This window comes from Pedobacter ginsenosidimutans (assembly GCF_001442625.1).
GTDB lineage: Bacteria > Bacteroidota > Bacteroidia > Sphingobacteriales > Sphingobacteriaceae > Pedobacter > Pedobacter ginsenosidimutans.
The window spans coordinates 59,204-72,404 of the sequence record NZ_LMZQ01000008.1 but is presented as its reverse complement, the minus strand read 5'-3'; the positions used below and the strand labels follow the sequence as shown (position 1 = coordinate 72,404).

Genomic DNA, 13,201 nt, shown 5'->3' with positions numbered 1-13,201 from the left:
CTTTGTAAACTTTAGTCTAAAAAATGATACGCTTTTTTTGGGGTTTAGGGTTTAGGGAAAACCATTTCGAACGGCTAAGTTTAAAAAAACAATTAATTTCTTTTTTAGAAAAGCAAAGCCTGCGTTTCATGGCAATGTTAGTCCCGCCACATGCTCATACGCCTGCAGGCTTTAAGCGCAAGGCCGGTATCCGCCATGTCGGGTTTAGAAAACTGAGTTTACTGCACAGTTTTGTTTAGCTAAACCCGGTAGCAGCGAACACGATTCCCGACACAGTCGGGATGAGTAAAGCGGACAGCGGGGCTTTCGGAACCGATTGAGACAGAACCCTGCTTTTCAAAATGTAAAAATGAGATGTGAGAAACAAAAAAGAGGGTGTATCATAAAGGTGATCCAACCTAGATGCTGTCATGTTGAGCTTGTCGAAACACCTTAAAGTATTTTTAAACAGGTCCTTCGACAAGCTCAGGATGACAAATCTATATATACAGCACAATCTCTTGGTAACAAGCACTTAAGCCCATGATCTCAATCTAATCCTGCTGCTCTTTTTTATTAATAAAAAAATAGACAGGCACCCCCAGCAAAACAATCACAAGCCCCGGCCAGGTATACTGCTGTTTATAAATGAGCAGCAAAATACAAAATGCCGCTCCTATCAATAAGTAAATAATCGGTGTAATTGGATATAACCAGGTTTTGTAAGGCCTTTCAAGGCCAGGTTGTTTTATCCTTAAATAAATAACACCAAAAACAGTAATCATATAAAAGAGCACAATAACAAAGGAGATCATATCTAAAAGATTACCATATTGCCCACTTAAACATAAAGCAGATGCCCAAATGCCCTGCATCCAAAGTGATCTTTCAGGAACTCCGTTTTTATTGTTTTTTAATGCTGCTTTAAAAAACATTCCATCTTTTGCCATGGTTTGAAAAACCCTTGCACCTGCCAATACGATTCCATTAACACAACCGAAAGTAGAAATCATTACCAACAATGCAATTACAATTGTGCCGATTCCACTACCAAAAATCTGTTCAGAGGCTGCAACAGCAACGCGATCATTGAGTGCAAAAGCAATACTATCTCTGTTTAGGGTATTGAGGTAGACAAAGTTGACCAATAAATAAAGAATCATTACTGCTGAGGTACCCAAAACCATAGAACGAACAACATTTTTTTTAGGGTTTTCGATTTCTCCCGAAACAAAAGTTACGTTTTCCCAAGCTACACTCGAAAATACCGAACCAACCATGGCCGCTGCAATCCCACCCATTATTGCCATTCCGGAAATGGATTCCCATCCCGATTTCAGAAAATTGCCGCTCGGATCCGTTTTAAGATTATTGAAAGCATCCTGGCCAAAGCTCATATTTCCGGCCCAAAAACTGTTTTTCACCAAAAGAAAGCCTAAAATAATTAAGCCGATTAAAGCGACAATTTTAGACCCAGTAAAAATATTCTGCAAAATTTTACCGCCTTCAACACCTTTTGTATTAATATAGGTTAAAAGCAGAATCACACCGATGGCTAAAATCTGTATCCAGGTAATTTTATAACCGCCACTTTGAAAAATTGGAGCAGCATCGTTTAAAGCTGGTATTAGATAGGCTGTAAATTTGCCAAAAGCAACAGCAACAGCTGCAATAGTGCCGGTCTGAATTACGGTAAACAGCCCCCAACCATAAAGAAATCCCATCATTTTGCCGAAAATCTCTTTCAGGTAAGTGTATTGCCCACCCGCTTTGGGAAACATAGAAGAAAGTTCGCCATAAGAAATTGCGGCGGCAACTGTCATCACCCCGGTAATCACCCAAACCACAATCAACCAATAACCAGAACCTAGATTCCGCATGATGTCGGCGCTAACAATAAAGATACCGCTTCCGATCATCGAACCCATTACCAGCATGGTGGCATCAAAAAGGCTTAATTTTCTTTTAGAAGGCCCACCTTCCTTTTCAATTTTCATTTTAGTTGAGTTTAGTTTGGGAGCTAATTTATTTAAAAAAAAGAAAATAGGATGCTGTTCAGTTGTATTATTTTAAGGAGGAAAAATTTATTCGCCTCTGTCGTGAAAATTTTAATCACAAGAAAAATATTTTATTAACTTGCTACTTATAAGTCCGAAGTCTGGAGTCCGAAGTCCACATAGATTAACGGATTAACTAAGTTTGGAGTTTAGAGCGGGGCCTGGAGTCGATAAAACAACTTAAACAATTAACCGATTTAAACAGTTCACCAATTAAACAACAATGTAAACAACTAACCAAATATAAATCAATTATTAACTATGGATTTTTTACAAAACAATTTAATTTACTGTATTCCGGCGCTGGGCCTTGTCGGGATTATAGTTATGATGATTAAAAGCGCCTGGGTAAACAAGCAAGATGCAGGTGATAAAAACATGCAGGAACTTGCTGGCTATATAGCCGATGGTGCTATGGCCTTTTTAAAAGCCGAATGGAGAGTATTGAGCATTTTTGCTGTATTTACAGCAGCACTTTTGGCTTACTCCGGAACAATTACAGAAATTAAAGGTGTTCCGATGCACTCGAGCTGGATTATCTCCATATCCTTTATTATTGGAGCGGTATTTTCTGCAACAGCGGGTTATATCGGAATGAAATCGGCCACAAAAGCGAATGTTAGAACCACACAGGCTGCCAGAACAAGTTTAAAACAAGCATTAAAAGTTTCGTTTACTGGAGGTACCGTAATGGGTTTAGGCGTAGCTGGCCTTGCCGTTTTAGGTTTAGGTGGTTTATTTATTGTTTTTTTACAGGTATTCCATGTAACCAGTGCCAATAGTGTAGAAATGAGAACGGCCATTGAGGTTTTAACTGGTTTCTCTTTAGGGGCAGAATCAATAGCCCTGTTTGCTCGTGTTGGTGGTGGTATATATACTAAGGCTGCCGATGTTGGTGCCGATTTAGTGGGTAAAGTAGAGGCCGGAATTCCGGAAGATGATGTTCGTAATCCTGCAACCATTGCCGATAACGTAGGCGATAACGTAGGTGATGTTGCAGGTATGGGTGCCGATTTGTTCGGTTCTTATGTAGCAACCATATTGGCCACCATGGTTTTAGGACAAGAAATTACTGTAACAGATAAATTTGGCGGCATGTCTCCTATTCTTTTGCCTATGGTAATCTGCGGGTTAGGTATTTTATTCTCGATTGTAGGCACCTGGTTTGTAACCATTAAAGATGATAAATCAAATGTTCAGACGGCTTTAAATCTAGGCAACTGGTCATCAATTTTGATTACAGCAGTAGCTTCGTTCTTTATCGTAAAATGGATGCTGCCAGAAACATTAAACTTACGTGGTTATGAGTTCTCCAGTATAAACGTGTTTTATGCCATTATTGTTGGTTTAGTAGTGGGTACCATTATGAGTATTGTTACCGAATATTTTACCGCAATGGGCAAAGGCCCTGTAAATTCTATTATCCAACAATCATCAACCGGACATGCCACCAATATTATTGCGGGTTTAGCCGTTGGGATGAAATCGACTGTTATTCCAATTTTGGTTTTAGCAGGAGGGATTATGTTATCGTACCACTTTGCTGGTTTATATGGCGTAGCCATTGCAGCAGCAGGTATGATGGCCACTACGGCCATGCAATTGGCAATTGATGCTTTCGGACCAATTGCGGATAATGCTGGTGGTATTGCCGAAATGAGTCAGTTACCTCCAGAAGTACGCGAACGTACCGATAATTTAGACGCCGTTGGAAATACAACTGCAGCAACCGGTAAAGGATTTGCTATTGCATCTGCAGCCTTAACCTCTTTAGCATTATTTGCTGCTTTTGTAGGTATTGCAGGTATTACCGCGATAGATATTTATAAAGCGACTGTTTTAGCCGGATTATTTGTTGGCGGGATGATTCCCTTCATTTTCTCGGCACTTTGTATCCAGGCCGTGGGTAAAGCGGCAATGGATATGGTTCAGGAAGTTCGTCGTCAGTTCAGAGAAATTCCTGGCATTATGGAGTATAAAGCCAAACCGGAGTACGAAAAATGTGTGGCCATTTCAACCAAAGCATCTATCCGCGAAATGATGATGCCTGGCGCCATCGCCTTAATCACGCCAATAATTATTGGTTTTACCTTTGGCCCTGAAGTTTTGGGTGGATTGCTGGCCGGGGTAACCGTTACAGGTGTATTGATGGGTATTTTTCAAAGCAATGCAGGCGGCGCGTGGGATAATGCGAAGAAATCATTCGAGCAAGGTGTAATGATCAATGGCGAAATGCACTACAAAAAATCAGAACCGCACAAGGCTTCGGTAACCGGAGATACTGTAGGTGATCCTTTTAAAGATACTTCGGGCCCTTCAATGAACATTTTAATCAAATTAATGTCTATTGTTTCACTAGTTATTGCTCCATACATCGCAGTTAAGGCAATTGCCAGCGAACATAAGCAAGAAGTTCGAAAAGAAATCAGAATTGAGCAAAAAACAGATAGTTTGGGGCACACAATTACGGACACTTTAACAAATACCACCGACACTTTAACGCGTTAGTTGTAAAAACATTGATAAAATAATAGCTAAAGGGATTTTTTAACCAAAATCCCTTTTACATTTCCGTAATTTTTAATTACGTTTGGAGCTGAATTAATCTAAACAAAAACTATAATATGGGTTTATTTACTAAAAAGCCAATGCATCTATTGCTTGAAGAAGCAGGTGATTCAGGCAAAGGCTTAAAGCGCACACTTAGTGCAGGTGCATTAGTTGCATTAGGTGTAGGGGCTATTATTGGTGCCGGGCTATTTGTTCGTACTGCTGCAGCAGCCGCTCAAAATGCTGGACCATCAGTTACAATCGGTTTTATAATAGCTGCAATAGGCTGTGCTTTGGCAGGCCTATGTTATGCTGAGCTCTCTTCTTCTATTCCAATCTCCGGTAGTGCATATACTTATACTTATGCTACCATGGGCGAGCTAATGGCTTGGGTTATTGGATGGGATTTAGTGTTAGAATATGCTGTAGGTGCCGCTACCGTAGGTATAGCCTGGAGTGAATACCTGAATAAACTATTGGTAGAAGTATTACATACCTCACCCATACCCTACGAGTGGTGCCACTCGCCTTTCCAATCGCATCCAGATGGTACCGTAAATGGAATTATGAATCTTCCTGCCTTGTTTATAGTAGGCTTGTTAAGTTTACTTTTAATTAAAGGTACTTCAGAATCTGCTTTTGTAAACGGTTTAATCGTAATTACCAAAGTGGGTATTGTTATCTTAATTATTGTTTTAGGCTGGGGCTTCATCAACGAAGCAAATCACCATCCATACATCCCGGCTGCGACCACTTATGTAGATCATGCAGGTATTAGCCATAGTTTTGGTGGTTTCTGGGGCGTTATTGGCGCTGCCGGAACGGTGTTCTTTGCCTTTATCGGTTTTGATGCGGTAAGTACTGCCGCTCAGGAAACTAAAAATCCTAAAACAGCAATGCCAATTGGTATTTTAGGATCATTAGCAGTTTGTACCGTTTTATACATATTGTTCGCACACGTTTTAACAGGAATCGCACCAGTTGAGTTTTTCAGAACTAAAGGTGGTGAAGCATCTGTGGTAGCTGCAATTAGCGAATATATGACTGGATACTCGTGGTTATCTAAATTAGTAACCGTAGCAATTTTAGCCGGTTTCTCTTCTGTAATCCTGGTGATGTTATTGGGCCAAAGCCGTGTATTTTATTCGATGAGTAAAGATGGTTTATTACCTAAAATGTTCAGCGATTTACACCCTAAATTTAAAACACCATATAAAGCAAACTTAGTAATCTTGGTAATTGTAGGTTTATTCGCTGCATTTATCCCAGGTGATGTAGTGGGCGATATGACCAGTATCGGTACATTATTTGCATTTATGCTGGTTTGTATAGCAGTAATCATCTTAAGAAAAACAGATCCGGATCTTCCCCGTCAGTTTAGAACGCCTTGGGTACCTTTAATTCCAATTTTGGGTGTTGTTGCCTGTGGTTTAATGATCCTTGGCTTAGGCTGGACAAACTGGTTAAGATTATTTGGCTGGTTAGCGTTAGGATTTATCATTTACTTTGGATACAGTAAAAAGAATTCTCATTTGAAAGACGCTAAATAAGTTATATTTTCAAAAAATTAAAGCCTCGACCGAAAAGTCGGGGCTTTTTTGTGTTAAATAATTGTTAATAAAACTACCTTTGCAAAAAATCGATAACATGTACCGCTATTTTGCCAAATTTAAGATCGTTTATTTATACTTTACTGTTGCTTTGCTATTCATTTCCGCCGCAGGATATGCACAGAGAACAATTAACGATGTAATGGATTCTACCACGGTAAATCATTTGCTCATTATTTCTAAGAAATACGGTTCATTATCTTTCAGCGGATACCTGCAGCCGCAATTCCAGGTAGCACAGGCAAATGGTGCACAAGCAGAATACCAGGGCGGAAACTTCGGTGAGTTTACAAACAACAGGTTTAGGTTAAGAAGAGGGCGTTTGAGAGCAGATTATATGATGCTAACGGACGATGGCAGTCCTTCTACCTATTTTGTACTTCAGTTTGATGGTACAGAACAGGGTGTAGCGATAAGGGATTTTTGGGGCCGTTACTACGAAAATAAATGGAAAATATTGGCGGTAACCCTCGGGCTTTCAGGACGCCCATTTGGGAACGAACTGCAGCTATCTTCTTCTGTTAGAGAGGCACCAGAGCGTGGCCGGATGTCGCAGATTTTAATGAAAACAGAACGAGACCTGGGCGTTACTTTTACCTTAAACCCCCGGTGGAAAGATGCCAGACTTAAAAACTTTGTATTCGATTTTGGCATTTACAATGGCCAGGGCTTAGCCGGCGCTGGAGAATTTGATAACAGCAAAGATTTTATCTTCAGGTTAAGCCATAAAACTTATGCATTTAATAAATTTACCATTGCAGGCGGTATAAGTACATTGCAAGGCGGGTTAAATCACCGCTTGCCTGTAAGTTATAAGATGAATAAAATCAATGAGCAATGGAATATGGTTAAGGATTCATCCGCTTCAACAGTCAATAAGGTTGCTCCAAGAAGATATTATGGCGCTGATATTCAGTTGTCTACAAAAACCAAAAGCTGGAAATCTGAGTTAAGGGCAGAAGTGGTATCAGGCTTACAAACAGGCACTTCCACTACCTCAACCACACCTGGCTCTTATCCTGTTGATAGCAAATCGGTTGCCTTACCTTATTATACCAGAACTTTTAATGGTGCTTATCTTACTTTTATACAAACCTTAAATAGTACCGACAATCAAATTATCTTAAAATACGATTGGTACGATCCAAATTCGAAGGTAAAAGGACTTGATATTTCCAGCACCCAGGGACTTTCGCCAGCGGATGTTCGTTTTGATACTTTTGGCTTTGGTTTTTTACACCACTTTAATCCACATTTTAAAGCGGTGCTTTATTATGATATCATTAAAAACGAATCGACCCAAATTCAGGGTTATACTACTGATAGAAAAGACAATGTGCTTACGTTAAGAACACAGTTCTATTTCTAATAAATAACAGTACAATGGAGGAATTGATACAAATTCCGCTACCTTTGCTTAAAATTGCGCTGCTATGAAATTCGATTTTATGACGTTCAACTTAAGCCAGATCCTATCGACAACGATGGTGCTTTTCGCTATTATCGATATTTTGGGCGCCATTCCCGTTGTAATCGAACTACGTAGAAAAGCAGGGCATATCGAATCAGAAAAAGCATCACTTGTGGCTACAGGTTTAATGATCCTCTTTTTATTTGTTGGAGAATCGCTATTAAAAGTAATCGGATTAGATGTAGAATCTTTCGCCATTGCAGGTTCTTTCGTAATCTTTTTTATCGCCATGGAAATGGTATTGGGATTAACGATTTTTAAAGAAGAAGCACCAGAAACAGTCTCCATTGTTCCATTGGCCTTTCCCTTAATTGCCGGAGCTGGAACAATGACTACCCTACTATCACTAAAAACAGAATACCATACCCAGAATATATTGGTGGGTATTATACTTAATATGCTGTTTGTTTACTTTGTATTGAAAAATACCAACAGACTGGAAAAACTTTTCGGAAAATCGGGTTTGAACATCTTACGTAAAGCCTTTGGGGTAATTTTATTGGCTATAGCTATTAAATTGTTCAGAAATAATACGGGGCTTTAGTAGGTCCAGCCAGATCGTCATTTCTCCTCCGAAGGAGTTCCTTTGGAACACTACGGTCGAAATGACGATCACCGCTATTAAATGACAATCCTCCAATCAATATGTAACAATAATTGCCTATATTCATCTAAACATAAAGCTTACATCATGAACAGCTTTGAAGAATATACTTTAATTATTGGAGCAATAGCCGTTTTAATCGAAGTGGTAAAATACTTCAAAAAGAATTTCAAATCCTGGTTTGAACATACGTAGTGTTTTGTCAAAAGCGACCGTCATACTGAATTTATTTCAGCATCTATGCATTAAGACCCTGAAATGAATTCAGGGTGACGAACCGAATAATTTAATCCTGATTAATCTTGGCGCTTAATCAACCTCGCCACAAACATGGTATCCGCACTATTTTCATAGCCTTTAATCAGTTCCATTTTTTCCAGTTCTAATGGCAACTGATCAATCATATGCTGAACAATGGCTTCATTTTCTTCGGCAAAGGCTGAGCAGGTAATGTAAATTAAGGGCTTACCCGGCTTTAAATACTTTACAATATTTTGGACAATCCCCTTCTGGATGCTGGCAAATTGATTAATTTTCCGTTCCTCGAAAAATGTAAGCATTTCGGGTGTACGCCCCCATGTTCCTGAGCCGGTACAAGGTGCATCTAAAATAATCCCGTCAAACTGATAGTGGTGTAAAACCTGATCGTTATTCTGTAAAAGATCCAGTTCCTTTTTATGGTACTTTTTGATCCCGGCTAAGCGGAACCGTTCATCTAAATTTAAGAGTACACTTTCTCTCAGATCAGAAACCAAGAGCTCAATCACAGGTTCCAAACTATGCAAAAGCAACGTTTTCCCCCCAGATGCGGCGCAGCAATCCCACCATTTATCCCATTTGTTCGGTTTAAAATAATTGCCCGTATGCTGCGATGATAAATCCTGAACCTGATAACTGCCTTCCTTTAAAACAGCTTCAAGCTTAGTTCCGTTAGGTAAAGCCAAAGCAGTATCTGAAACCGCTTTAACCGCAATGTTTTCATCTTCTAATTTTGCAATAATAGCCGCAGATTCTTCTGCTGCCACCCTGATAAACAGATCTGGCTGTTTGAAGAATGAGGTGCAAAACGCTTCCCGGTCTAATCCATCAGATAGATTTGCGTGAAACGGATATACCTCCTGCAAATCAAAATCCGGATACTTAGTTTTAATGATGGATATTTTTTCTTCCAGCGGCAGTATAATACTTTCCTTTAATTCCGGTAGATTTTTCTCTACAATAAGGCTAAGCGTATCGTGACACAAGAAATCGGCAATACTCAAACGTTCTTCCTGTGGAAGTGCCGATAAAGCCTTACCCAATCTAAAAAAGCTATACATATGACGTGTAGCCCATCTCCTGTCGGATGAGCCCATTTGCTTATGCTGCTTAAAATAGGTGGGCAGAAAACGATGCAAGGGCAAACTTCCATCATAACTACTCAAAATCTGTTCAAAGGCTCTTAACTGATGATCTGCTCTCATGCAATAATTAAAATGGAAGAAAAATAAATATAGAATTACTCAACTATGTTTAACGCAAAGTTTTTAAACTTCAGTAACATTAAACTGGTGTTAATATAGCCTAATTTTTCATCATGGATAAATGAAAAGTTATTATGGAGGCCTTTATATTTATCTTTTATCAGATAATCTCTATAATCCTCTCCATAAGTAGTTAACAGTTTACCGAAGTAATAGCCAACATCAAAGCCCTTAAAAGCGTATTCTCCAGGCTCAAATCCATACCTGTAGCGGTATTTTTTAATAAAGGCGACAACTGCACTATTTTTGTAATCTATTTTATAAGACGAGCTGATAATGGTGTTTAGATCTTGTAATTTATCGGTTGGGTAGTTCTGTTTTACCCAATTAGGATGTCCAAATAGATTAATACTATAGCCACCTGTGGCTAGATGCTTTAATTTATACAGTTTTTCTACGGTTGGCAATACAAAAGTTCTGTCGGATGAGGTAAGCACCACGGCATATTCTTTGCCTTTGATCATTTTTGTTTCAAACGCATAGGCCGAAGCATACTCCTGTACCACAAACTTGGTATTGGCTTGAAGATAGTTTCTTATTGGTGCTGCAAATTGTTCGTCTTCTGTTTTCTTAGGGTTAATCAATACCACTATCGTATTGGCAGGATTATAATTTTTAGCAATATATGTGGCTATCTTTTTTCCATGTAAACCAATATTATTTACAATGGACACCAGATTTGGATTGTTAAATTCGGCAGGTTCGGAAGCAGCCAAAGGAGATACAATGATTGCATTATTTTCTTTGGCATAATTGGAGATAAACTTTAACCCATCAGGAAAAACAGGGCCAATAATTAAATTGCTTTGTTTAAAACGCTCATTTTTGTATAAAACCGATATATGTGCATTATCATCCTGTGTATCGAAAACATTTAGCTTAAAATTTATACCCTGGGCCGCGGCAGAATCTAATCCCAATTTAAAGCCCTGATAAAAATCGATAGGCATGGCATATTTTTCGATATCTGCTTTTGTGGCTGTTTTTAAATTCAGCTCATCCAATTTAAAGGGAACAAGCAAGGAAACACTTGCCTGCGAAAACTTTTTGATAGGCTTTTTATCTACTGGCTTTTCTTTTTCAACCGGTTTGCTCGTTTCGGGCTTGGGTGTCCTGATTTTAGGCGAGCAAGCACCCAAAACTACTGTAAACAAAACCAGCAACCAATAAACCTTCTTGAAATTCATACCTATCATTTTTAACAAAATATGCTAGCAAAGTTTATTCCACCTTGCTAGCATAATCATATTATTTGTATATCGACTCCTGACTAAAGACCCAGGACTCCGAACTAAAACCTATTCCCACTCGATAGTTGCAGGTGGTTTAGAGCTGATATCGTATACCACTCTATTGATCCCTTTAACTTTATTGATGATTTCGTTTGAGATTTTAGCCAATACCGGGTAAGGTAAATGGCACCAATCTGCAGTCATCCCATCAAGTGATTCAACCGCTCTTAATGCAATTACATTTTCGTAAGTACGCTCATCGCCCATCACCCCAACAGATCTTACTGGCAAGAAGATAGCGCCTGCCTGCCATACTTTATCGTAAAGGCCCGCTTCTTTTAAATTGTCGATATAAATTTTATCGGCATCTTGTAAAATAGCAACTTTTTCTGGAGTAACTTCTCCGATAATACGAATACCTAAGCCTGGTCCAGGAAATGGGTGACGGCCTAAAATAAACGATTCTAACCCTAAAGTGGTGCCCACTCTTCTTACTTCATCCTTAAACAAAGTTTTAAGTGGCTCTACTACTTTAAGTTTCATAAAATCTGGCAAACCACCTACATTATGGTGCGATTTTATAGTTGCTGATGGACCTTTAACCGAAACCGATTCAATAATATCAGGATAGATAGTACCTTGGGCCAACCACTTTACATCTTGGATCAGGTGAGATTCTTCGTCGAAAACTTCGATAAATACACGCCCAATAATTTTACGTTTTGTTTCCGGATCTTCTACTCCAGCTAATTGTCCTAAGAATTTATCCTTTGCATCAACGCCTTTAATATTTAAGCCAAAATCTTTATACTGCTCTAAAACACTTTCATATTCGTTTTTACGCAATAAACCATTATCAACAAATATACAGTGTAGGTTTGTACCGATGGCTTTATGCAAAAGTACCGCTGCAACACTACTGTCAACACCACCTGAAAGTGCCAAAACAACCTTATCGTTACCTACGGTAGCTTTAATATCGGCAATTGTAGTTTCAACAAAAGCGGCAGAAGTCCAGTCCTGGCTGCATCCGCAAATATCTACCAAGAAGTTTTCTAACAGGATTTTCCCATCAATACTATGCGTTACCTCAGGATGGAACTGGATGGCATAAGTATCTGAATCTTTAATATGGTAAGCAGCCACTTTTACACTATCGGTACTGGCAATCAGCTCAAAATTTGCTGGAATATCGGTAATCGTATCTCCATGGCTCATCCAAACTTGCGAACCGATGTTAATGCCTTTAAATAATTTATTCTCCTGGTTTACAAAATTCAGGTTAGCGCGGCCATATTCGCGTGTTGAAGATGGCTGAACTGCACCGCCAGAATGTTGGGCTATATATTGTGCACCATAACAAACAGCCAATAAAGGAAATTTTAAATGGTATTTCGATAAATCGATCTGAGGCGCATCTTCCTGACGAACAGAGAATGGACTACCCGAAAAAATAACTCCTTTTACATCAGGCGTAACCTCAGGAAGATTGTTGTATGGATATATTTCACAGTAAATATTTAGTTCGCGAACCCTACGAGCGATGAGTTGTGTAAATTGCGAACCAAAATCGACGATAATGATTTTTTCTTGCATCCGCAAAAATAGGTATAAATAAGGATAAATAAAATACGGTATATAAACAATTGAAAACCCATTATATTACCTTTCTTTTTAGCAAAATATACCACTATCAATTTAGTGATGTTTTGTTAAAGGCGGACAATCGGCTCATTACAAACACGTTTAAGCTTAGAAAAAACTTAACGATCAAATCTGTGGTAACTGAAGCTTCAGATTCAAATGCTAGCGTGATTGTGGGTTACGGCTTTAACAGACTTTTTAACACCAGATACTTGTCTGCTTGCTACTGTTGTCCAATGATTAAATCGGACAAACTCTCTAATTCTTTTTTATTAAAGCCCTTGCTTGCAAACGAGGTATTTAGCAATACTATTAATTTTTGCTTCATGTGTTTGCACCCTGTAAAATCCTTGGTGAATGGGTTACATAGCGAAATTACCTGCAAAGTATGTGTGGGGAGGGTAAGTTATTCTACTTACTAGATGTGGCTGATAAACCATATAGTTAAATATCAGTATTTTGCAAATATTCAAACCCGTAAATAAAGCTATAGGTTCGAAATTAGATTTATTTAATTATCTACCATACTTA

General features: G+C 38.8%; 8 protein-coding genes. 4 read left to right on the top strand and 4 right to left on the bottom strand.

Annotated features, from left to right (window positions below):
* Window positions 1–533: 533 nt before the first annotated feature.
* Window positions 534–1,976, bottom strand: coding sequence for an APC family permease (locus ASU31_RS13305; protein ID WP_057932793.1), 1,443 nt, complete (start codon window positions 1,974–1,976; stop codon window positions 534–536).
* Between the two features lie 321 nt (window positions 1,977–2,297).
* Between ASU31_RS13305 and ASU31_RS13300 the strand changes: the two genes are divergently transcribed.
* From ASU31_RS13300 to ASU31_RS13285, 4 genes are all read left to right on the top strand, one after another.
* Window positions 2,298–4,544, top strand: a complete 2,247-nt coding sequence (locus ASU31_RS13300) for a sodium-translocating pyrophosphatase (RefSeq protein ID WP_057932792.1) — start codon at window positions 2,298–2,300, stop codon at window positions 4,542–4,544.
* Window positions 4,545–4,660: 116 nt separating this feature from the next.
* Window positions 4,661–6,136, top strand: coding sequence for an amino acid permease (locus tag ASU31_RS13295; RefSeq protein WP_057932791.1), 1,476 nt, complete (start codon window positions 4,661–4,663; stop codon window positions 6,134–6,136).
* Window positions 6,137–6,233: 97 nt separating this feature from the next.
* The gene (locus ASU31_RS13290; protein WP_057932790.1) at window positions 6,234–7,565 is read left to right on the top strand and encodes a hypothetical protein; all 1,332 of its coding nucleotides are present in this window, start codon (window positions 6,234–6,236) and stop codon (window positions 7,563–7,565) included.
* Window positions 7,566–7,644: 79 nt separating this feature from the next.
* Window positions 7,645–8,211 (top strand): MarC family protein, encoded by a 567-nt coding sequence (locus ASU31_RS13285; protein ID WP_029274105.1) that lies wholly within the window; start codon window positions 7,645–7,647, stop codon window positions 8,209–8,211.
* A gap of 356 nt (window positions 8,212–8,567) precedes the next feature.
* Here ASU31_RS13285 and ASU31_RS13280 read toward each other — a convergent pair whose 3' ends face one another.
* The 3 genes from ASU31_RS13280 to guaA form a co-directional block, all read right to left on the bottom strand.
* Window positions 8,568–9,734, bottom strand: a complete 1,167-nt coding sequence (locus tag ASU31_RS13280) for an RsmB/NOP family class I SAM-dependent RNA methyltransferase (RefSeq protein ID WP_057932789.1) — start codon at window positions 9,732–9,734, stop codon at window positions 8,568–8,570.
* A 35-nt stretch (window positions 9,735–9,769) separates the two neighbouring features.
* A complete protein-coding gene (locus tag ASU31_RS13275; RefSeq protein WP_057932832.1) occupies window positions 9,770–10,981 on the bottom strand; it encodes an ABC transporter substrate-binding protein in 1,212 nt (403 codons plus the stop codon).
* Between the two features lie 111 nt (window positions 10,982–11,092).
* Window positions 11,093–12,622, bottom strand: coding sequence for a glutamine-hydrolyzing GMP synthase (gene guaA, locus ASU31_RS13270; protein ID WP_057932788.1), 1,530 nt, complete (start codon window positions 12,620–12,622; stop codon window positions 11,093–11,095).
* Between the last annotated feature and the right edge of the window lie 579 nt (window positions 12,623–13,201).